Annotated in this window: 15 protein-coding genes; 10 read left to right on the top strand and 5 right to left on the bottom strand. The window is 71.7% G+C overall.

Going from position 1 to position 20,805, the window contains the following annotated elements; genetic code table 11:
* Window positions 1–166 precede the first annotated feature (166 nt).
* From mgrA to ACHBTE_RS14665, 4 genes are all read left to right on the top strand, one after another.
* The gene (gene mgrA / locus ACHBTE_RS14680; RefSeq protein ID WP_394724236.1) at window positions 167–1,210 is read left to right on the top strand and encodes an L-glyceraldehyde 3-phosphate reductase; all 1,044 of its coding nucleotides are present in this window, start codon (window positions 167–169) and stop codon (window positions 1,208–1,210) included.
* A 206-nt stretch (window positions 1,211–1,416) separates the two neighbouring features.
* The gene (locus ACHBTE_RS14675) at window positions 1,417–2,577 is read left to right on the top strand and encodes a S1 family peptidase (protein WP_394724235.1); all 1,161 of its coding nucleotides are present in this window, start codon (window positions 1,417–1,419) and stop codon (window positions 2,575–2,577) included.
* A gap of 127 nt (window positions 2,578–2,704) precedes the next feature.
* Entirely contained in the window at window positions 2,705–3,034 is a 330-nt protein-coding gene (locus ACHBTE_RS14670; RefSeq protein WP_394724234.1) for an antibiotic biosynthesis monooxygenase family protein, read from the top strand.
* 136 nt (window positions 3,035–3,170) lie between these two features.
* Window positions 3,171–3,461: a hypothetical protein gene (locus tag ACHBTE_RS14665; protein WP_394724233.1), complete on the top strand. Its 291-nt coding sequence runs from the start codon at window positions 3,171–3,173 to the stop codon at window positions 3,459–3,461.
* A 2-nt stretch (window positions 3,462–3,463) separates the two neighbouring features.
* Here ACHBTE_RS14665 and ACHBTE_RS14660 read toward each other — a convergent pair whose 3' ends face one another.
* Window positions 3,464–4,288, bottom strand: coding sequence for a DUF817 domain-containing protein (locus ACHBTE_RS14660; protein ID WP_394724232.1), 825 nt, complete (start codon window positions 4,286–4,288; stop codon window positions 3,464–3,466).
* A gap of 107 nt (window positions 4,289–4,395) precedes the next feature.
* Between ACHBTE_RS14660 and ACHBTE_RS14655 the strand changes: the two genes are divergently transcribed.
* Both ACHBTE_RS14655 and ACHBTE_RS14650 read left to right on the top strand, forming a co-directional pair.
* Window positions 4,396–5,322 carry a GNAT family N-acetyltransferase gene (locus ACHBTE_RS14655; protein WP_394724364.1) on the top strand — a complete coding sequence of 309 codons (927 nt, stop codon included), beginning with the start codon at window positions 4,396–4,398 and terminating at the stop codon, window positions 5,320–5,322.
* 333 nt (window positions 5,323–5,655) lie between these two features.
* Window positions 5,656–7,491, top strand: a complete 1,836-nt coding sequence (locus tag ACHBTE_RS14650; protein ID WP_394724231.1) for an ABC transporter ATP-binding protein — start codon at window positions 5,656–5,658, stop codon at window positions 7,489–7,491.
* An 85-nt stretch (window positions 7,492–7,576) separates the two neighbouring features.
* On the opposite strand, the gene ACHBTE_RS14645 is transcribed toward ACHBTE_RS14650, so the two are convergent.
* From ACHBTE_RS14645 to ACHBTE_RS14635, 3 genes are all read right to left on the bottom strand, one after another.
* Complete coding sequence (locus tag ACHBTE_RS14645; protein WP_394724230.1) at window positions 7,577–8,869, bottom strand: hypothetical protein; 1,293 nt, start codon at window positions 8,867–8,869, stop codon at window positions 7,577–7,579.
* Window positions 8,870–9,006: 137 nt separating this feature from the next.
* Window positions 9,007–10,095 carry a substrate-binding domain-containing protein gene (locus ACHBTE_RS14640; RefSeq protein WP_394724229.1) on the bottom strand — a complete coding sequence of 363 codons (1,089 nt, stop codon included), beginning with the start codon at window positions 10,093–10,095 and terminating at the stop codon, window positions 9,007–9,009.
* Entirely contained in the window at window positions 10,092–12,623 is a 2,532-nt protein-coding gene (locus ACHBTE_RS14635) for a SpoIIE family protein phosphatase (RefSeq protein ID WP_394724228.1), read from the bottom strand. The genes ACHBTE_RS14640 and ACHBTE_RS14635 overlap by 4 nt, the downstream gene beginning before the upstream one ends.
* Window positions 12,624–12,894: 271 nt before the next feature.
* On the opposite strand from ACHBTE_RS14635, the gene ACHBTE_RS14630 reads away from it, so the two are divergent.
* The 3 genes from ACHBTE_RS14630 to ACHBTE_RS14620 are packed head-to-tail and all read left to right on the top strand — an operon-like array spanning window position 12,895 to window position 16,087.
* Entirely contained in the window at window positions 12,895–13,986 is a 1,092-nt protein-coding gene (locus ACHBTE_RS14630) for a substrate-binding domain-containing protein (RefSeq protein WP_394724227.1), read from the top strand.
* Window positions 13,987–14,036: 50 nt separating this feature from the next.
* On the top strand, window positions 14,037–14,810 hold the full coding sequence (locus tag ACHBTE_RS14625; protein ID WP_394724226.1) for an ATP-binding cassette domain-containing protein: 774 nt from the start codon (window positions 14,037–14,039) through the stop codon (window positions 14,808–14,810).
* Window positions 14,804–16,087 (top strand): sugar ABC transporter permease, encoded by a 1,284-nt coding sequence (locus tag ACHBTE_RS14620; protein ID WP_394724225.1) that lies wholly within the window; start codon window positions 14,804–14,806, stop codon window positions 16,085–16,087. Before ACHBTE_RS14625 ends, ACHBTE_RS14620 begins: the two co-directional genes overlap by 7 nt.
* Before the next feature lie 12 nt (window positions 16,088–16,099).
* Here the strand turns inward: ACHBTE_RS14620 and ACHBTE_RS14615 are convergent, their stop codons facing one another.
* On the bottom strand, window positions 16,100–17,782 hold the full coding sequence (locus ACHBTE_RS14615) for a tetratricopeptide repeat protein (protein WP_394724224.1): 1,683 nt from the start codon (window positions 17,780–17,782) through the stop codon (window positions 16,100–16,102).
* Between the two features lie 374 nt (window positions 17,783–18,156).
* On the opposite strand from ACHBTE_RS14615, the gene ACHBTE_RS14610 reads away from it, so the two are divergent.
* A complete protein-coding gene (locus ACHBTE_RS14610; protein ID WP_394724223.1) occupies window positions 18,157–20,697 on the top strand; it encodes a SpoIIE family protein phosphatase in 2,541 nt (846 codons plus the stop codon).
* Window positions 20,698–20,805 lie beyond the last annotated feature (108 nt).

Raw genomic sequence — 20,805 nt, 5'->3', positions numbered from 1 at the left:
CGGCCGCGCCCGAGCCGCGGGCATGCACAGGCAAGGAGGCTTTCAGAAACGGCATCGCTGAATCCGATGAACAGGATGCGTTGGACGTCAGAATCAGGCAGGAGCACAGTGAACACGTCCTCACCAGGACCGAACCACCCCGACTGCACCCTGCGGAGACCACTCGATGAACCACGTCGCGGATCCCGAGCGCTACAACGGCACCATGCGGTACCGGCGAACCGGACGCTCAGGACTCGACCTGCCCGTGCTGTCGCTGGGGTACTGGCACAACTTCGGTGACGACAAGCCGTTCGAGAGCCAGCGCGAGATCGCCCTGCGCGCCTTCGACCTCGGCATCACCCACCACGACCTGGCCAACAACTACGGCCCGCCCTACGGCGCCGCCGAGCTCAACTTCGGCCGCCTGATGAAGCAGGACCTGGCGCCGTACCGGGACGAGCTGGTGATCTCCACCAAGGCCGGCTGGGACATGTGGCCCGGGCCCTACGGGCAGGGCGGCGGCTCCCGCAAGTACATGCTGGCCTCGCTCGACCAGTCGCTGAAGCGGATGGGGCTGGAGTACGTCGACATCTTCTACTCCCACCGGCTCGACCCCAGCACCCCGCTGGAGGAGACCATGGGCGCCCTCGACACGGCCGTACGCCAGGGCAAGGCCCTGTACGTCGGAATCTCCTCCTACGACGCGGAGCGCTCCCGGCAGGCGGTCGCCGTCCTGCGGGAGATGGGCACCCCGCTGCTCATCCACCAGCCGTCGTACAGCATGCTCAACCGGTGGATCGAGAACGAGGGGCTGCTGGACGCCGCCGAGCAGGAGGGCTTCGGGGTCATCGGGTTCACCGCGCTCGCCCAGGGGCTGCTGACCGGGCGCTATCTGGACGGTGTTCCGGCCGGCTCGCGGGCGACGCAGGGCAAGTCGTTCGACGAGACATGGCTGTCCGACGACATGCTGGGCAGGCTGCGCGCGCTCGCCGACATCGCGGCCCGGCGCGGTCAGAGCCTCGCCCAGATGGCGCTCGCCTGGGCCCTGCGTGACCGGCGGGTGACCTCGCTGGTGATCGGCGCCTCGCGCACCGAGCAGCTGGAGCAGAACGTGGCCGCGCTGGAGAACCTCGACTTCACCGCCGAGGAACTGACCGAGATCGACAAGTACGCCACCGACGGCGGCGTCGATCTGTGGCGGGAGGCCAGGACCGGTCAGCTCGGCTGAGGCACGGCCGCACACCACCCTCCGCGCACTCCGGGCGCCCCATGGGGCATCCGGAGTGCGCGCGGCGTTTTCGGTGGACCATTCCGTCCGGTTTTTGGTATGGACCTGTCAGGCCGCCCTGGCTATGCTCTGCCCGACCCAGTGAGAGCGCTCTCAGAATGCGGTTGTTCCACCCCACCTTGCTGGAACGACGAAGGGCAACTCCCGTGAGACGCAACAGACTCAAGTACGCCGGTCTCGCCGCACTCCTCGTGCTCGGCGGCTGGACAGCGGCCGGGACCGGGCAGGCCACCGCGGACGACTCCCCCACGGCGGCCGGCACCGCGCCCGCCTCCGACGGACTGCTCCGGGCCATGCAGCGCGACCTCGGCCTGTCCGAGGAGCGGGCCGCGGCACGGCTGGCCGCGGAACGCACCGCCATGGACATCGCGCCGAAGGCACGCAAGGCGGCCGGATCCGCCTACGGCGGCTCGTGGTTCGACGCGCGGAGCGAGCGGCTCACCGTGGCCGTCACCGCCGGCGCCCCGCCGGCGACCGTGCGGGAGGTCCGCGCCGCCGGGGCGACCGTGCGCACCGTCACGCACAGCGCGCGGGAACTCGACGCGGCCAAGGCCCGGATCGACCGGCTCTCCGCGCCGTCGGGCGTGAGCAGCTGGCATGTCGATCCGGTCGCCAACACCGTCGTCGTGAACGTCGTCCGGGGCCGGCAGGCCGACAACGATGTCCGGCGATTCCTGACGGGCGCCCGGGAAGCCGGACCCGTCACCGTCGACACCGTCGCCGCCGTCCCGCGCACCTTCGCGGCGGGCACGGTGGGCGGCGACCCGTACTACACCGGCAACGTCCGCTGCTCCATAGGCTTCTCGGTGCACGGCGGCTTCATCACCGCGGGGCACTGCGGCGGGACCGGCGCCGGCGTCCGGGGCTGGGACGGGAGTCACATCGGCACGTTCCAGGGCTCGTCGTTCCCGGGCAACGACTACGCGTGGGTGAGCGTCGGCAGTGGCTGGTGGACCGTGCCGGTGGTGCTCGGCTGGGGCACCGTCCCGGACCGCCTGGTGCGCGGCTCGGCCGAGGCGCCCGTCGGTGCCTCCGTCTGCCGCTCCGGCTCCACCACGCGCTGGCACTGCGGCACCGTGCTGGCCAAGAACGAGACGGTCAACTACAGCCAGGGTGCCGTGCACCAGATGACGAAGACCAGCGTCTGCGCCCAGCCCGGTGACTCCGGAGGCTCCTTCATCAGCGGTGAGCAGGCGCAGGGCGTCACCTCGGGCGGCTGGGGCAACTGCTCCAGCGGTGGCGAGACATGGTTCCAGCCCGTCAACGAGATCCTCGCGCGCTACGGACTCACGCTGCACACGGCCTGAGCGCGGGCTCGGGGAGGCAGTCGGTGGCGCTCCCGGCCGGGGGCGCCACCACCGCGTCGCGCGCGTGCCGGGCCACAAGGACGAGCCGCCGCCCCTGGGGCGACGGCCGTACGGCAGGATGAGGGCCATGAGCGTAGTCAAGATCAACGTACTCACCGTCCCGGCCGAGCAGCGCGAGACGCTCGAGAAGCGGTTCGCCTCCCGTGCGCATGCGGTGGAGAACTCCGACGGGTTCGAGTGGTTCGAACTCCTGCGCCCCGTCGAGGGCACCGACAACTATCTCGTCTACACGCGCTGGCGTGACGAGGAGTCCTTCCAGGCCTGGATGGAGGGCCCCATGAAGGCAGCACACCAGGGTGGCGGCGCGGACAGCGCGGAGCGTCCGAAGCCGGCGGCGAGCGGCTCCACCCTGTGGTCCTTCGAGGTCGTCCAGCAGGCGGCACCGACGAACAACTGACGCGGCGGTTCAGGCCGATGGAGGCCGGCCGGCTCGTCGCCGGGCCGAGCCGGCCTCACCGGCACCCACCGGCGACAAGTAGGATCATGCGCATGGACGTCTTCTTACTGTTCCGGAGCACCTGACCGTGCGGGCCGTGCTGTTCGTCGCCGCGGGGGTCGTCGCGCTGGGGCTTCTGGCGTTTCTGGTGGATCGCGTGATGCTGGCGATGGAAGCCCGGGGCTGGGTCTACTGGCGCAGGACCAAGACCCTGTCGTCCATCGGCTCCGACCTCGTGCAGGAGATCTCTCCCGGGGCGCAGGCCCTCAAGCGGTCCATGGACCAGGAACGTGTGCGCAAGAACGTCAGACCGGCGGCGGACCCGCCCGTCCAGGTCGACCTGGACGCCGGGACGGTGCGCATCCGCCGACAGGACGGCGGCACGTAGTTTCAGCAGCCTTCGACAACCGTCGCCGCGTCCTCGGTCTTCTGCCTGCCGTGCTGCTGCCGGGTCACCGCCACCAGGACGACGGTGACGCTGATCAGCAGCGACCAAGCACCGATCTTGTCCATGCCGACGGGCTGCCAGCCGTCGAGCTGATAGGGATAGCGCCAGGCGCCCAAGTAGGTCGCGAGGTTCTCCGCCACCCACAGGAAGAAGCCGATCAGGAAGAACGACAGCGCGAGCGGCATGCGTCGGCGCACGCCACGCACCGTGAAATGCGCCGAGGTACCCGCGGTGACAACCAGAAGCAGGCCGGCCAGGATCCAGCGGGCGTCGGGAAGCCAGTGGTGGCTGAAGAAGTTGATGTAGACGGCCGCGGCGACCAGGGCCGTCAGCCGGGGGCGGTAGCGGACCAGCTCCAGGTCGAACAGGTGCCAGGCCCGGCAGACGTAGCTCCCGACGGCCGCGTAGAGAAAACTGCCGTACAAGGGAACGCCCGCGAACTTCAGGACGGCCGGCTCCGGGTAGCTCCACGAACCGAGGGACACCTTCACCAGCTCGAAGGCCAGGCCGATGACATGGCACACCGCGATGACGGCGACGTCCCGGCCGTTCTCCCAGCCGCGCAGCCAGAACAGCAGGGTGAGCAGCACCCCGTACGCGACGAGGAGGTCGTAGCGGGCTACGGGCAGACCGGGCAGCAAGGCGGACGCCGCCACGCCGGACAGCAGGGCGATGGCGAACGCGCACGCCCGCGTCTGGGTCCAGGCGAAGTCGAGCAGCTGACGAACCGATGAGGCCAGAGGGCCTGCGATGCTTGTGGTGACCATGATGTGATCGAGGACGGCTCAGCGGTCTCCTCGGTTGCCGGGCGGGGGCGGAAAATCCGTTGCGGCCACGTTCCCCTCCCCCGGACGCTGTGCCCATGCCCACGCCCATGCCCTACCGCGTTCGCCCCGCCGGCCTCACCGACGCGGCCGTAGTCACCGATCTGCTCAACGAGGTCGACCGGATCGAGATAGGCCGGCCCGAGACCGATCTGCACACCGTCGAAGCCGATCTGAAGCGGCCCGACGTCGATCTGGACCGCGACTCCTGGCTGGCGTTCCACGGCGAGCGGCTGGTGGCGTACGGCCTGCTGTGGGACGAGTCGGGCGGCGAGCGCATCGACATCGACCACTATGTGCTGCCCGACCATCAGCACGCCGGGCAGCTCCTGCTGGACGCGATGGAGGCCCGCGCACTGGACAGGGCCCGCGGGAACGGGGCGGGCAGGGCGGTGGTGCATCTGCACCTGAACACGGAGCCGACGCTCGACACACGTCTGATCGAGGAGCGGGGCTGGGGCGTCGTACGCCGCTATCACGTACTGCGCCGGCCGGTGGATGCCGCCGAGGACGTGGTGCCCGAGCTGCCGTCCGGCGTCCGGCTGCGCTCGTGCGCCGACGAGGCGGACCGGGCGCGTGTGCACGCGCTGTACCAGTCGAGCTTCGCCGAGCACTTCGACTTCCAGCCCCGCGGCTACGAGCAGTGGCTGCACGACGTCGACGCCGATGCGCTCGACTGGTCGCTGGTGTGGATCGCCGGCACCGAGGAGCTCGGCGACGCGGGGTTTCTCCTCGCCCGGGACGACCGTGAGGCGATGGGGTGGATCCGGAGCATCGGCGTCGTCCGTGCGGGGCGCGGACTTGGCCTCGGCGGGCTGCTGCTGCGCAACGCCTTCGCCGCCTTCGCCGCGCGCGGCCGTGACACGGTGGGGCTCGGTGTGGACACCTCCAATACCACCGGGGCTCCGGCCCTCTACGCCCGTCACGGGATGGCCGTCCACTATGCCGTCGACACCTGGGAGGCCGTCCTGACGTGACGGCCGCCGTGATACGGCGGCTCAGGTGACGGCCGGGGTCTCGGCGTCGGCGCGGGCGGCCGGTGCGTGGTACACGCCCATGGTGAAGGCGGCCGTGGTCGAGCCGGGGAGCGAGCGGGGCGGGAGTTCGCGCGAAGTCCTCCCAGGGACGGGTGAGTCTGGTCCGACGCAGCCCCGCATTCCGTGCGAGCCCGGCCGGAAAACGCTTGGACGCCGTACTCGTCGGCGCGGGACACTGCCGGACCCGAACCGAAATCCACACGGCCGTTGCGGTGCCGGCCCCTGCCCGCGGTGACGCGGTGCGGGCTGCCGCAGGACAACACCAGGGGTGGGATGGGAAAGCCCGAGTCTCGCAGGGTGCTGCCGGGCAGACGCTCGGTGCTTCTCGCACTTCGGTACTACGGACGGGAGTTGGCGCGGCTTCGCCGGCTGACGGTGTCCGCGATGCTGTTCTCGGCGCTGGGCAACATCGGGATCAACTATGTGGCGCCGCTGATCGTCGCCAAGCTGGTCGGCGACCTGGCCGGCGACGAGGACGTCACGGTCGCCTCGGCGCTGCCGTACGTCGTCGCCTTCGCCTGTGTGCTGCTGGTCGCGGAGGCACTGTGGCGGATCGCGCTGCACTGCCTGAACCGTCTGGACGCCCTCGGCATCGAGCATCTGTATGTGGTCGGGATGGACGAGCTGTTCGCCAAGGACGCCGCCTTCTTCCACGACAATTTCGCCGGGTCGCTGACGAAGCGGGTGTTGAGCTTCGCTTCCCGTTTCGAGCAGTTCGTCGACACGCTGACGTTCCAGATCGTGGGCGGCTTCGTGCCGTTGGCCTTCGGGGCGGTGGTGCTGTGGCGCTATGAACCGCTGCTGGTCGTCGGGCTGTTGGTGATGATCGCGCTGACCGCGGTGTGCGTGGTGCCGTTGATCCGGCGCCGTCAGGCGCTCGTCGACCAGCGTGAGGAGGCGATCGCCCGGGTGTCGGGCCATGTCGCCGACAGCCTGATGAACATGGACACGGTGCGGGCGTTCGCGGCCGAGGGACGCGAGGCCGCCGAGCACCGCGCCCGTGTCGCGACGTCACGGCGGCTCACCCTGCGGTCCTGGGACTACGGCAATCTGCGCATCGACACGTTCGTCGCGCCGATGTCCGTGCTGACCAATGCGCTGGGTCTGCTGCTCGCGGTCTCGCTCGGCGGGGGCGAGCACGGTGTGGAGGCGATCGTGGTGGCCTTCACGTACTACAGCAACGCGACGCGGATCATGTTCGAGTTCAACCAGATCTACCGTCGGCTGGAGAGCTCGATGACGGAGGCCGCGCAGTTCACGGAGTTGCTGCTGACGCCGCCGACCGTGCTCGATCCGCCGTCGCCTCAGCCGCTGCTGCCCGGGCCCGCAGATGTCCGCTTCGAGGGGGTGAGCTTCACCCACGCCGGTGGCCGGCCCCTGTTCGAGGGCCTGGACCTGGCCGTGCCCGCCGGGGCGAAGTACGGCCTCGTCGGGCGGTCGGGCGGCGGGAAGACCACGCTCACCCGGCTGCTGCTGCGGATGGCGGACATCGACGCCGGCCGGATCCTGATCGGTGGTCAGGACATCAGCGGACTGCGCCAGTCCGATCTGCGCGGTCTGCTGGCCTATGTGCCGCAGGACCCGGCGATGTTCCATCGCACCCTGCGGGCCAACATCGCGTTCGCCCGGCCCGACGCCACGGACGCCGAGATCCGCCGCGCGGCCGAGGCGGCGCATGTCACGGAGTTCGCCGACGCGCTGCCGAGCGGCTTCGACACCCTGGTGGGCGAGCGCGGCGTCAAGCTGTCCGGCGGTCAGCGCCAGCGCGTCGCGCTCGCCCGGGCGATCCTGCGCGACGCGCCGATCCTGCTGCTCGACGAGGCGACGAGCGCGCTGGACTCGGAGAGCGAGATCCTGGTGCAGGAGGCGCTGTGGCGGCTCATGGACGGGCGGACGGCACTGGTGGTGGCGCACCGGCTGAGCACCGTCGCCACCATGGACCGGCTTGTCGTCCTCGACCGGGGACGCATCGTCGAGCAGGGCAGCCACGAGGAACTCCTCGCGCTGGACGGGGCGTACGCCAGGCTGTGGCAGCACCAGTCGGGCGGCTTCCTGGACGACGCAGCCGCGCCCGCCGAGGTGCCCCGGGCCACGGACCGGACCGGGTGACCGAGGGGCGGCCGGGTAACTGAGGGGCGGCCGGGTGACCGAGGGGCGGCGGAGGTGTCCGCCGCCCCTGTGCCAGGAGCGTTCGCTACTGACGTGCCGCGCGGCGACGGCGCATCAGCAGCACCGCGCCCGCGCCGACGCCTACGGCCGCGGCGGCTGCGCCCGCGAGGGGCAGGGCGGCGTCGGAACCGGTGTTCGCCAGGTCGCCGGAGACGGCGTTGGAGTCGGTGGAACCGGACGTCGAGGTGCCGCCGGAGGAGGAACCGCCACCGGTGGACGAACCACCCGTGGAGTCGGAGCCGCCGGTGGCGCCGGAACCGCCGGTCGAGGAGCCGGAGGTCGAGCCGCCGCCCGCCGAGCCACTGCCGCCCGTGGAGCCGCCGGCGCCGACGACCTCGAGCGCGATGCCGGCCTTGTCGTTGTCCTTGTTCTTGTCGAACGGCCGGGGCTTGCCCTCCAGCGCGGCCGAGCCCTTGGCTCCCGCCACCGCCTTTTCGATCTTCAGCTTGAAGGTGTACGTCTGGCTCTCGCCCTCGTCGACCCAGACCTGGCTGGTCCCGCACCCGTAGGTCCCGGACGACACCTTGTTGCAGTAGCCGGCGGCCTTGGTCACCTTCGTGCCGGCGGGCATCTTGATCACGACGCGGGTGGACGGGGTGCCCATCGTCCCCGAGTTCACCCAAGCCGGCCCGGCGTTGGTGAACTTGACCTTCAGGTCGACGGTCTCCCCGACCCGGCCCTTGAGGCGATCGCCCGTCACCTGGAAGTCGGCGGTGTTCGCGGCCTGCACGGGCACGCGCCGCGCATTGGATTTCTCGTCGGCGGAGCCGGGGGCGGCCGGGGTGGCGTCGGGCCGCTCGACCAGCTTCAGCGCGGGACCGGTTCCCTTCACGGGGCCCGAGGTTGCCTCGTCCGACGGCGGGTTGTCGACGTCGGTCACCGCGACCATGAGGCTCTCGTACAGCGCGCTGTTCAGCACCTTCACCGGCAGGCCGCCGTCGGGGGCGTACACGACGCCCGGCTTCACCGTCTGGTCGAACGCGCAGACCGCCTGGGTGCTGACCGGGATCTCGTCGAAGCCCCAGATCTTCCAGGCGGTGCAGTTGGAGGGCAGTTCGCCCTGGCCCAGCCCGTGGCTGACGGTGTAGGTCAGCCACACCTTGTCGAGGGCTTCGGTGCCGGTGTTGGTGAAACTGCCGGGCACGTCGAGGCTGCTGCCCGGCTTCACTCCCTCGTACGGGCCGAACTCACTCAGCACGAGTCCGTAAGCGGGGTCGTCGGCGACGGCGGGCGTGGCACCCAGCGAGACCAGGGCGATGGCGCCGACGGCGCCCGCGGTCTGTCGGAACACGCGGCGGCCGGAAGCGGGTCGGGACATGGGATCCTCTGATCGAACGGTGGTGACGAACGCATGAACTGTGGGGGAACGCGCGTCCCCACACAGGAGACTTCCGTCGGGGCCGAACGGTTGCACGCGACACGGAACTTGACTCGGATCGACCCTTCACCCGCCCGTCACGGCAGCAATCCGTCCTGCTCACAGGCGGGCCTGAGGCTCGGGGTGCAGATCTGCCCGACGGTGTAGACGCCGTCCTTGACGAGTGTCTGCTCGATGGTGTCGGCCGTGACCGCGCGCGGAGTGAGCAGCACGGAGGGGATGTCGTCGGTCGTGGGGCTGTCCACCGTCGTCGGGGCGATGTCGTCGATGTCCTCGCCGTGGCCCATGGCGACGGCCATGGTGGCTGCGGCGTCCGCCTGTGCCTTGAACGGCTTGTAGACCGTCATGTACTGCTCGCCCTTGACGATGCGCCGTACGGCCTCGAGGTCGGCGTCCTGCCCGGTGATCGGGGGCAGGGGCCGCACACCCGCGTTCTTCAGGGCCGCGATGACGCCGGCGGCCATGGCGTCGTTGGCGACCAGGACGCCGCCGATCCCGTCCGGGCCCAGGGCGGCGATGGCGGCGGCCATGTTGGCGTGGGCGTTGTCCGTGCTCCAGCCGGGGGTCTGGTACGACCTGCCTATCTCGACCTTGCCCCGGAGGGCGGACAGCGCACCCTGCCGGAACCAGTCCGCGTTGGGGCTGGACGGATCCCCGTTCATCATGACGACGGGGCGCCTGTCCCCCCTCTCCCGCATCGCTTCCACCAGCGCCTCGCCCTGGAGCCTGCCGACCTCGGCGCCGTCGAAGCTGACGAAGCCCGAGATGGGGCCCTGGGCGAGCCGGTCGTAGGCGATGACGGGGATGTCCGCCCGGTCCGCCTCCTGGATCGAGGACCGCAGCGCCCTGTAGTCCACCGCGTCCAGGAGCACGACCCGGACACCCTTGGTGATCATGGAGGTCATCTGATCCCGCTGCCGCGACGCATCGTTCTCGGCGTTGGCGTACTGGACCGTGCAGGCGGGACACAGCTCCTTGATGCGCTGCTCGATGAGCGGCTTGTCGGAGTGCTCCCAGCGCGGTACCGCCCGGCTCGGCAGCAGCAGGCCGACGGCGAAGCCTTCGGAGTCCCCTGCCTCGTCGTCCGCACAGGCAGTCAGGGACAGCGTCATGAGCGCGGCAAGGACCGCGGCGACGAGATGCCGTACCCGGATCCGGGTGTTCATGGTGGACTCCCGCTCCACGCTCGGGGCGTCGCGGCCGTGGCCGCCGGTTCGCGGCGCGGCACCCGGATCTCGCTCCAGACCTGCTTGCCGCCGGCCACCGGCACCGAGCCGAAGGACTCCGACATGGCCTCGACCAGCATCAGGCCACGGCCACCGGTCGACTCCCAGTCGACGATCACCGGCTTGGCGGGCGCGCGCGGCGAGCCGTCGCTGACACAGACGCGTACCAGGTCACCGCGCAGGATCAGATCGAGCCGGACCGGTCCCTGGGTGTGCACGAGCGCGTTGGTGACCAGTTCGGACACGACCAGCAGGACTCCGTCGGCCGCTTCGGCGACCTGCCAGCGGCGCAGAATGCGGGCGGTGAAGCGGCGGGCGTGCATGACGGCGTCGGGCAGCCGCCACACCACCCAGCCGGTCCGGATCGGCCGGTCGGTCATGCCGTCGTAGCGCAGCAGCAGCAGCGCCACGTCGTCCTCGCGGCGGCCGGCGTCGCCGAGCAGTTCGTCGGCCATCCGGCCGGCATCTGCCGGGTCGGCGGTGGCGAGGGCATCCCGGGTACGGGCCATCCCCTCGTCCAGCGGCAGGTCGGCGGCCTCGACCAGGCCGTCGGTGACCAGGGCGAGCACCGTGCCGGGGGTCAGCGCCACCGCGGTCATGGGGAACTCGGCCTCGGCGAGCACGCCCAGCGGGAGCCCGCCCTCGACCTCCACCTCCCGTGTGGTGCCGTCGGGTTGGCGCAGCAGCGGGGCGAGGTGCCCGGCCCGCACGAAGAGCGCGTTGCCCTCCTCCAGGTCCAGTTCGACGTAGCAGCAGGTGGCGAAGAGGTCGGTCTCCATGCCGACGAGCAGCCGGTTGGCGTGGGAGACGACGACGTCCGGCGGGTGGCCCTCCACGGCGTAGGCACGGACGGCGGTGCGCATCTGGCCCATGATCGTCGCGGCGGCGGCGCTGTGGCCCTGCACATCGCCGATGACGAGGGCCACGCGGTCCTCGGAGATGACGATGACGTCGTACCAGTCGCCACCCACCTGGAGTCCGCGCCGGGCGGGCAGATAGCGGGCGACGGCCGTCCCGCCGGGCAGTTCGGGCAAACGCCTGGGCAGGAGGCTGCGCTGGAGCAGGGTCGCGAGCTCCTGCTCGGCGTCGTAGGCGTGCGCACGCTCCAGGGCCTGTCCGATCAGCGCCGCGGTCGCGGTGAGCACGGACCGCTCCTCGGTGGCGAACTCGTGCGGCTGGTCCCAGCCGACGAGGCACACCCCGACGATCCCGCCCTTGGCGGGCAGCGGCATGACGGCCAGTCCTCCGGCGCCGACGCCGGCGAGTCCGGGTTCGAGGGCGGTGCCGGCGGGCCACAGGTCCATCCGGCCGTCGCGCAGCGCCAGTTGCAGGGTGGGCAGGGCGCGGACCGGTGCGTCGGGCCATTCGGAGCGCCATTCGGAGCGCCAGATCTCGGGCCAGGCGGTGGGCTGCGGCGGGTCGAGCACGATGACGATCAGCCGGTCCTCGCGCAGTTCGGCGAGGGCGACGCGGTCGGCGGCGAGCGGCTCGCGCAGTGCGGTGACGACCACTCGGCCGACGTCCTGGACGGTCGTGGCGTCGTCGAGTGCTGCGGTGAGCCACTGGATCCGGGACACGTCGTCGGTGCCACGGCGCTGGACCGCGGTGGCGGTCACGACGCCGAGGACCTGCTCCGGCCGGTCGCCGGGGCCCGCCGGCACCCGGCAGCGCAGGCTCAGCCAGCGCATCTCACCGGTGGGGCAGCGGACCCGGAACTCCAGCTCCCGCCGGGCGAAGGCCGGGGCGGACGGCTCCAGGACCGACATCAGGGCGTGCATGTCCTCCGGGAGGGCGTTCGCGATCAGGCTGTCCGCCTTGCCGTCGAACTCCTCGGGTGTGAGGCCGACCAGTTCGAGCAGTGTCTCGTCCGCGTCGATCACTCCGGTGTCGGGCACCAGGACGAACGAGCCGACGCCCAGCGAGCGCAGTGCCCGGCCCAGCACGGAGGTGGTGCTGGGGCGGTCGGCGTCGGCTCGCAGCATGCCGGCGACGGCGTCGGCGTACCGGGCCAGGAAGCGCCGTTGCTCGGCCTCGAATCCGTCCCCGGAGGCGCCCACGACGACGAGGCAGCCCAGCCGCATGCCGTCCGCCGTCAGGGGCAGCGCGGCCAGCGAGGTCCGGCCTCCCGGTGCCGCGGGCCAGTCCTCGTAGGAGGCGAGGGCGGCCGGGGTCAGCCACAGGGGCCGGTCGGTGCGGAAGGCCTGCACGGCGGGTGAGCCGCCGGTCAGGGGCAGGCGCTCGGGCAGGCCGTGCTGGGAGGCCGCGCGTGGGGCCGTCTCCGTCAGCCGGAGCTCCTCCTGTCCGGCTGAGGGCGCGTAGACAGCCACCACCGCCGCTCCGGCGAACGCCAGGGCCCGCTCCCCCGGTACGGCCGCTCGCGCCGGAGACGCTGAACCGGTGCCCGTGGCGCCGGACTGAGATGCCCGCAGCTGCGAGACGCCGGCCCGGGCACCGCCGTCATGAGGCATGTCCGCACCTTCCTCCCGCCCGGGCCACAGGTGCCTCCGGCTTGAGATCGGGGCGCTCGGCTACCAGCGTCTCATATGCGGATGAAGCCGACAGATCAGTAAGAATGCCGCGCTCACCCTCGCCCCGGTCCGGGGCTCGGCCGCGTTCGCAGTTCACCTCGGCCGGTGCCACACTTACGACATAGTCGGCTTTGCCGCCTTTATCCAGTTGCTGCCGAGCGAGCGCACGGCGTCGACGTCCGGACCTCGCGCCCGTGGGGAGGTCTCGCACATGAAGGCCCGCGTACGGGGGGCGCTCGCCGTTGTGACCGCGGCTGCCACGGCCGTGGTACTCGCGGCCTGCTCGGAGGACGGGGCCACGGATTCGGCCGGGGGGAACCAGCTGAAGATCGGCGTGCTGCTGCCGGACTCCATCACGGCCCGCTGGGAGACCCGCGACCGGCAGCAGCTGGACCGGGAGATCAAGGACCGCTGCCCCGAGTGCACGGTGCAGCACGCCAACGCCAAGAACGAGGTCGCCATCCAGCAGGCGCAGATGAACTCGATGATCGCCGAGGGCGTCGACGCCATCCTCCTCGTGGCCGTCGACGCCACCTCGATGCGCCCGACGGTCGAGAAGGCGGACGAGGCCGGCGTCCCCGTGATCGCCTACGACCGCCTCGCCGAGGGCCCGATCTCGGCCTACGCCTCCTTCGACGGCGAGGAGGTGGGCCGGCTCCAGGGCAGCGCGCTGCTGAAGGCCATGAGCGAAAGGACGCCCGACGCGAACCGGATCGTCATGATGAACGGTGACCCCACCGACCCCAACGCGGTGTCCTTCCAGAAGGGCGCCATGTCGGTGCTGGAGGGAAAGGTCGACATCGCCAAGGAGTACGAGACCCGCCAGTGGCGGCCGGACGTCGCCCACATGAACATGTCCGGCGCCATCTCCGCGCTCGGCGCCGGGAACATCGACGGCGTCTACGCCGCCAACGACGGCCTCGCCGCCGGCAGCATCGCGGCGCTGAAGGCCAACAAGGTCGCACCGCTGCCTCCCATCACCGGCCAGGACGCCGAACTCGGCGCGCTGCGGCGCATCGTGGCCGGCGAGCAGTACATGACCGTCTACAAGCCGTTCGCTCCGGAGGCCGCCGCCGGGGCGGCGCTGGCGGTGGCCGCGGCCCGCGGCGAGGACCTCGACCGGGTCGCCGAGGACACGGTGCGCACCGAGAGCGGTCACACGGTTCCGGCCGTCCTGCTCACCCCGGTCGCCGTGACCGCCGACACCATCGAGGACACCGTGGTGAAGGACGGCTTGTTCACCGCCCGGCAGATCTGCACCCCGCAACTCGCCGCCGACTGCGAGAGCGCCGGACTCACCTGACGGGCCGGTCCCGCGCCGGCCCGCCCGGTCAGGGGAAGGAGTGGTCGTTCGTGCGGAATCCCCCCTTGCTGTCGCTGCGTGGCGTGTGCAAGCGCTACGGCGTGGTGGAGGTCCTCGACGACATCGAGCTGGAGGTCCGCGCGGGCGAGGTCGTCGCGCTGCTGGGCGACAACGGGGCCGGCAAGTCCACCCTGATCAAGGTGATCTCCGGGGTCGCCCCCGCGGACCGGGGCGTCATCGAATGGGAGGGCCGGGCCGTCCACATCAGGCGCCCCCACGACGCCCGGGACCTCGGGATCGCCACCGTCTACCAGGACCTCGCGCTGTGCGGGAACCTCGACGTCGTCGGCAACCTCTTCCTCGGGCGGGAGATCCGCAGATACGGCTTCCTCGACGAGGTCGAGATGGAGCGCCGCACCAGCGCTCTGCTGGACCGGCTGACCCGGGGCATCCCCGATCTGCGCGCGCCCGTCGTCTCCCTGTCCAGCGGCCAGCGGCAGACGGTCGCCATCGCCCGGTCCCTCCTCGGCGACCCGCGTATCCTCCTGCTGGACGAACCGACCGCCGCCCTGGGGATCGAGCAGACCGGTGAGGTGCTGGACCTCGTGGAACAGCTGCGCGACCGGGGCATGGGGGTGCTGCTCATCAGTCACAACCTGGGCGATGTGAAGGCTCTCGCGGACCGTGCCGCCGTACTGCGCCTCGGCCGCAACAACGGCTTCTTCGACGTGAACACCGCGTCCCAGGAGCAGATCATCGCCTCCATCACCGGTGCCACGGAGAACGTGCCGCCCCGGATGGCCCACCGGGAGGCAGGGTGGTGAAAGAGACGCGCGGCAAGGCCGACAGCACGCGGACGGCACCGGCCGAACCCGCCACCGACGCCCGCGGACCGACCGCCGGGCCGGCCGTCACCCGGTGGCTGGAGCAGGGCATCGCCGCCCTGCGGCGCAAGCTGAGCGCCGGAGAACTCGGCTCGCTGCCGGTGGTCCTGGTCCTCGCCGCGGTGTGGATCACCTTCCAGTCGCTCAACGACAGCTTCCTCTCGCCCCGGAACCTGTCCAACCTCAGCGTGGACATCGTCGGCACCGGCCTCATCGCCGTCGGCATCGTCTTCGTGCTGCTGCTCGGCGAACTGGACCTGTCGGTCGGGTCGATCAGCGGTCTCGCCGCCGCCGTCTTCGCCGTCCTGAACGTCAAGAGCGGCGTACCGGAGTGGCTCGCGCTGATCGTCGCGGTGCTGGCCGGCACCGTCGCGGGGACCGTCCAGGGCTACTCCGTCGCCAAGACCCGGGTGCCCGCCTTCGTCGTCACCTTGGCGGGGCTGCTGACCTGGAACGGCCTGATGCTCTACATCCTCGGCACCAGCGGCACCATCAACCTCGACGAGAACGGGCTGGTCGCCCGGCTGACCAGTCACTACTTCTCCCATGACGCCGCCGCCTACGCCGTGGCCGCCGTCGCCACGGGCCTGGTCTTCCTCGTCGCCTGGCTTGAGCGGCGGCGCCGGCACGCCATGGGCATGCGGCACCGCTCGCTGCGGGGGATCGTCCTGCGCACGGTCGTGCTCGCGGCGGTGGCGTTCACGGCCGCCTATCTGCTCAACCGGTTCCAGGGGCTGCCGCTCGCCCTGCTGATCTTCCTCGTGGTGGTGGCCGGGCTCGACATCGTCCTGCGCCGCACCCGCTACGGACGGCAGGTCTACGCGCTCGGCGGCAGCATCGAGGCGGCCCGTCGCGCCAGCCTCAGCGTGACGCGGGTGCAGACGGCGGTGCTCGCCGTCTCCGGCACGATGGCCGCGTTCGGCGGTCTGTTCCTGGCGTCGCGCATCACCTCGGTGAGCCAGGGGGCGGGCTCGGGCATCCTGCTGCTGAACGCCATCGCGGCGGCCGTCATCGGCGGCACCAGCCTGTTCGGCGGGCGGGGCACGACGTGGTCGGCGGTGCTCGGCATGCTGGTCATCCAGTCGATCGCCTCGGGCATGGTGATCACGGACACCCCCACCGCCGTCCAGTTCATGATCACCGGAGGAGTGCTCTTCGGCGCCGTGGTGATCGACGCGCTGGCACGGCGCTCACAGGAGACCCACGGGCGGGCCTGACTCCTGCCGCGCTCAGTCGGCGCAGCAGGCGTCCTCGGCGGCGCCACCATGGTGCGGGTCGAGCCGGCAGAAGCACGAGGCCTCGATCGGTACGTCCGCCAGCGCCGCGGCCAGCCGCAGCTGCTGGGCCACCATCTGTGCCTCCCCGGTCCGGCCCAGGCGCGTCAGGCACTCGTGCAGGCCGTGCAGCGACCAGACGTTCCCGGGGTGCTGAAGGGCGCGCGGGAGGGTGCCGTCGAGCCCCAGGTCGGCGCGGTAGACCGCTTCGGCCTCCGCCACGCGCCCCTGTTCGAGGAGCAGCGCGCCATAGGCGTGCCGGGTGGGCTGCATCCAGCCCCAGGGCTCGTCGTAGGGGAGGTTGTCGTCGAGTTCGATGGAGCGTTCCAGCGCGGCGAAGGCGGCCTCGTGGTCGCCCTTGCGGTACTCCAGCTCGCCGTCGAGCATCGCCGAGGCGATCGCGAGGATGTCGGCGCAGGTGTTGTTGAACAGCATGCGGGTCTGAGGGACCCGGGCGACGGCCTCGTGGAACAGCCGGCGTTCGGCCTCCGCCTCAGGAACGCGGTGTGTGGCGGAGAGCGCGACACCGCGGGCGTAGTGGAGCATCGCGGTCGTCATGCAGTACAGCTCGGGATCGGCGGGCAGCGGCAGCTCCAGGATGTCCGCCCAGCGGCCGAAGCGGATCAGGACGTGCACCCGCATCGCCACGAACGCCTCGAGCCAGTCGGCCATGGGCGGGCTCGGCAGCCGCAGCAGGTCCTCCGGGATGGACGCCTCCAGCTCGGTCGCGGTCCGCAGGGCCACCTCGGACTGGCCGAGGAACATCGCGCCGTAGATCTTGAAGTGGTAGTTGTGCGAGCGGTACAGGGTGTAGAAGTTCATCGCCCCGGCCCGCAGGTGGTACTTCTCGTCGGCCGCGATCGCCGCGGTGTTGTCCGAGACGACCCGCCGGTAGTCGCCGCAGAGCACCTCCAGGTGGGAGGGCATGTGCAGGAGGTGTCCGGCGTCGGGCATCAGCCCGCGCAGCCGGTCCGCGACGGCCAGGGCCGCCTCGGGGGTCGGGGACATCTCCATCAGGTGGATGTACATGTGCACCACGCCCGCGTGGTCGCGCCCGGCATCGGTGGCGAGGGCCTTCTCGAGGACCGCCTTGGCCTCCACCGTGCGCGCGTCAGGGGCCGGAAGTCCGCTTCCCAGGTCCCACAGCTGCCAGGGGGTGAGGTTCATCAGGGCGTCGGCGTACAGGGTGGCGATGTCCGGGTCGTCGGGGGCGAGCTCGTAGACCGCGCGCATGGCGTCGGCGTAGGGCGGGTTCCAGACCGAGCAGTCCGCGACGGGCTTGGCCTGCGGGTAGCGGGCGCGCAGCGCGCCGATCAGCGCCCGTTCGACGGGGGTGGCGCCGGCCGCCTTGTCGTGGGCCAGTTCCACGGCGGCGTGGGTGCGGTCGACGGTCCGGGTCAGGTCCTGCTCGTCGAAGAACTCCCAGGGTTTGTTGTAGTTCGGCCCGAGCGCGTAGGCGATGCCCCAGTGGGCCATGGCGCAGTCCGGGTCGGCCGCGGCGGCGGCCTCGTAGCAGGCGACGGCCTCCTCGTGGTTGAAGGCGTACGTCCACATCAGCCCCCGGTCGAACCAGAGTTGGGCCTGGACGGAGGACGTGGTCACGGGGCGGGAATAGGTGCCGAGATCGTAGTAGTCCATCGCGTTGTCTCCTGCCTGTGCAGTGCCCGCGTGTCTGCTCCCGAGTCTTCCCGAGAGCATGGGGTCTCGCATCGACAACGGGGTGGGCCGTCGTGCGGTTGCGGTCCGGGGCCGGGAGCGGTGGTGCCGGAGCAATGGGTACGCGGTCGGGCACGGCCGCCGGTGCGGGCGAGGGGTTCGCTCGGGCGGTGGCCTGGTGGATCGGCGGTTTTGCGGGGCGGCCGGCGGGATCCGCGCACGCCCCGGCCGGCCGTGCGGCGGTTTTCGTGGGGCGCGCACACCTCTGGTCAAGCTGCCCCGGGTGCGGGCAAGGTGCCTCGTGGCGCATTCTTGCTGTGTCGCACGCGTGAGGGCGTACGAACGAGGTAGGGCCGATGACTGGGAGCGCCGAGGGCGCAGAGCGGATGCCCGGCAGGCTGGCGGCGCTGCTGATCGATGCCTCGGCGGAGGCGATCAGCGCGGCCGGTGGTCACGCCGGAGGGGTCTACCTGCGCTCACGCACGCCCGGACTGCTGCGTCTGGCGGTGCTGGAGGGGCTGCCCGGACCACTGTTCCGGCCATGGTGGCGGCTGCACGTGGACCGGCCGTTCCCCGTCGCGGACGCCTATCGGCTCGGCGTGGAGGTCGCGCTGCCGAACGCAACGGAGACGATGCGCCGCTATCCGCAGTTCGCGGCCGGACTGCCGTTCCAGTTCGGGTCGCTGCACATCCCGGTCGCGGGCGACTCGGGCGTCTTCGGTGTCCTGACCGTGCTCCTGCCCCCGGCGCCGGACGCCACGGAGCTGCTGCCCGTGCGCGAACGCCTCGCGCGCCTGGCCGAGGAGCTGGGGGCGGCGCTGGAGAAGCTCCAGGACGGCGAGGAGCCGTCGGCGGTGTCCTGGGAAGGCGGACCCGTCTGTGTCCGGCCCCCGGCCAGCCGCCCGCCCACCGGGCGTCTGGGCAGATTCGTGTGGGATCCGGTGACGGGCACGGTGACGACCGACGAGCGGCTGAAGCTCGTCCTCGGCCCCGCAGCGGGAGCGGCCGGCGACACCGTCGAGGGGTTCGCGCGAGCCGTCTCTCCGGGGGACGCGGAAGGCATCCTGGCCGCGCTGCGGGAAGCGGCGGGCGGTCGGCCTCCGGCCCTGCCGCTGTGCGTGCACGCCGCGGACGGTGCGCTGCGGCTGGTCGAGGTCTGGGGGCCGTACGACGACTCGGCCCAGGCCGCAGAAGCGGCTCTCCCCGGCCGGGGGACGGTCCGGGGTGCCGTGCTGGAGCCGGGTCCGGGGACGGTGGCGGACTCGGCGGCCGATCTGCTGCCGGAGGGGGTGTTCTGCCTGGACCGGCTGGGGACGGTCGTCTACGCCAACCCGCGCGCGGCGGCGCTGCTGCGCCGGCCCCGCAGCGAACTGCTCGGCCGGACCCTGTGGGAGGGCGTCCCCTGGCTCAACCAGCCGACCTTCGAGGATCATCTGCGCGGGGCCCTGCTGTCACCGGACCCGGTGCACTTCCATGTCCGAAGACCGTCCACGCCCGGCCGGGAGCCCGCCGGGAGCTCACTCGACGGCGACCTGCTCGCCATGTCCGTGTATCCCGGACCGGACCTGCTGACCTGCACACTGCGCCCCGGGCATCACGTGGCGGACACCTCGTCCGGGCTCCCGGACGCGCAGCCGGAACAGGCCGGCGCGCCCTCGCTCTCCCCCCTGTACCGGCCCATCGTCCTCGCCATCGCGCTGACGGAGGCGGTCACCGCCCGTCAGGTGTCCGCCGTGGTGATGCGGGAGCTGCTACCCGCGTTCGGCGGCCGTCGGCTGGCCATCTATCTGCTCCAGGAGCGGCATCTGTTCCTGGCCTGGGAGACCGGCTTCCCGAAAGGATTCCTCGCCCCCTTCGAGGGTGTGGGCCTGCACGAGCGGCTGCCCGGCGTGGAGACGCTCACCAGCGGGCGTCCGCTCTTCTTCGACTCGATGCAGCAGCTCTCCGACGCCTATCCCGGCATCGCCCTCGACGCGACGGAAGGAGCCCGCGCCTTCCTGCCCCTGATCGCCTCCGGGCGGCCCGTCGGCTCCTGCATCCTCGGCTTCGACCGGCCGCGCAGCTTCAGCACCGAGGAGCAGACGGTGCTGACCGCCATGGCCGGGCTGATCGCGCACGCCATGGAGAAGGCACGGCGCTACGAGAGCGAGGCCGCGCTGGCCCGTGGGCTCCAGCAGGTGCTGCTGCCCCGCCGGCTGCCCCAGCATCCGCTGATGGAGACGGCGGGCCGGTATCTGCCCGGCACGCAGGGCATGGAGGTGGGTGGGGACTGGTACGACGTCGTCGCCGCCGGAGACGGACTGGCCCTGGTCATCGGCGATGTGCAGGGGCACGGCGTGCAGGCCGCGGCGACCATGGGTCAGCTGCGCAGCGCCGTGCGGGCCTTCGCCCTCGGCGACCGGCCGCCCGACGAGGTCATGAGCGGCACCAATCGTCTTCTCATCGACCTCGACAGCGGCCTGTTCGCGAGCTGCTGCTACATCCGGCTCGACCCCGCGACCGGGCTGGCGCAGGCCGCGGTGGCCGGACACCCGAGGCCGTTGCTGCGCCGCCCGGACGGCCGCACACACGTCGTCGACCTGCCCGGCGGAGTGGTGCTGGGCGTGGATCCGCAGGCGCAGTACCCGGTGGCGGAACTGCGCATGGAGGCCGGTGCGGTGCTGGCGCTGTACACGGACGGGCTGGTGGAGCGTCCCGGCTTCGACATCGACGACGGCATCAGCGCGCTGCGGGTGGCGCTGGCGAGGGCCGGCTCGCCCGCGGCCCGAGCGGGAGCGCGCTCACTGGCGAGCGTGGCCGACCGGCTCACCGCGAAGGCCCGGCACACGGCGGACCGCCCCGACGACATCGCCCTCCTCCTCGCGACCCGCCGCGCGACCCCCCTGCACCGGAAGTGAGCCCCGGCCCGGCGGGCGCGCGGGCAACCGGCCGGGACGCCGGAAGGGATCCGGGTCGTCCCCCACCTCCCCACTCCCTCCCCCACACCTCCCCACCCCCTCCCCCAC

The organism is Streptomyces sp. M41 (genome assembly GCF_043673425.1).
In the GTDB taxonomy this organism is placed as follows: Bacteria; Actinomycetota; Actinomycetes; order Streptomycetales; family Streptomycetaceae; genus Streptomyces.
This window is presented reverse-complemented; position numbering and strand designations above follow the sequence as displayed.

Bases quoted from the DNA above. Each gene is read 5' to 3' on its own strand.
- ACHBTE_RS14615 (WP_394724224.1), bottom strand. From the start codon at position 17,782: ATGGACTACTACGATCTCGGCACCTATTCCCGCCCCGTGACCACGTCC.
- ACHBTE_RS14650 (WP_394724231.1), top strand. From the start codon at position 5,656: ATGGGAAAGCCCGAGTCTCGCAGGGTGCTGCCGGGCAGACGCTCGGTG.
- ACHBTE_RS14670 (WP_394724234.1), top strand. From the start codon at position 2,705: ATGAGCGTAGTCAAGATCAACGTACTCACCGTCCCGGCCGAGCAGCGC.
- ACHBTE_RS14660 (WP_394724232.1), bottom strand. From the start codon at position 4,288: ATGGTCACCACAAGCATCGCAGGCCCTCTGGCCTCATCGGTTCGTCAG.
- mgrA (WP_394724236.1), top strand. From the start codon at position 167: ATGAACCACGTCGCGGATCCCGAGCGCTACAACGGCACCATGCGGTAC.
- ACHBTE_RS14655 (WP_394724364.1), top strand. From the start codon at position 4,396: ATGCCCTACCGCGTTCGCCCCGCCGGCCTCACCGACGCGGCCGTAGTC.
- ACHBTE_RS14635 (WP_394724228.1), bottom strand. From the start codon at position 12,623: ATGCCTCATGACGGCGGTGCCCGGGCCGGCGTCTCGCAGCTGCGGGCA.
- ACHBTE_RS14645 (WP_394724230.1), bottom strand. From the start codon at position 8,869: ATGTCCCGACCCGCTTCCGGCCGCCGCGTGTTCCGACAGACCGCGGGC.
- ACHBTE_RS14630 (WP_394724227.1), top strand. From the start codon at position 12,895: ATGAAGGCCCGCGTACGGGGGGCGCTCGCCGTTGTGACCGCGGCTGCC.
- ACHBTE_RS14640 (WP_394724229.1), bottom strand. From the start codon at position 10,095: ATGAACACCCGGATCCGGGTACGGCATCTCGTCGCCGCGGTCCTTGCC.
- ACHBTE_RS14610 (WP_394724223.1), top strand. From the start codon at position 18,157: ATGACTGGGAGCGCCGAGGGCGCAGAGCGGATGCCCGGCAGGCTGGCG.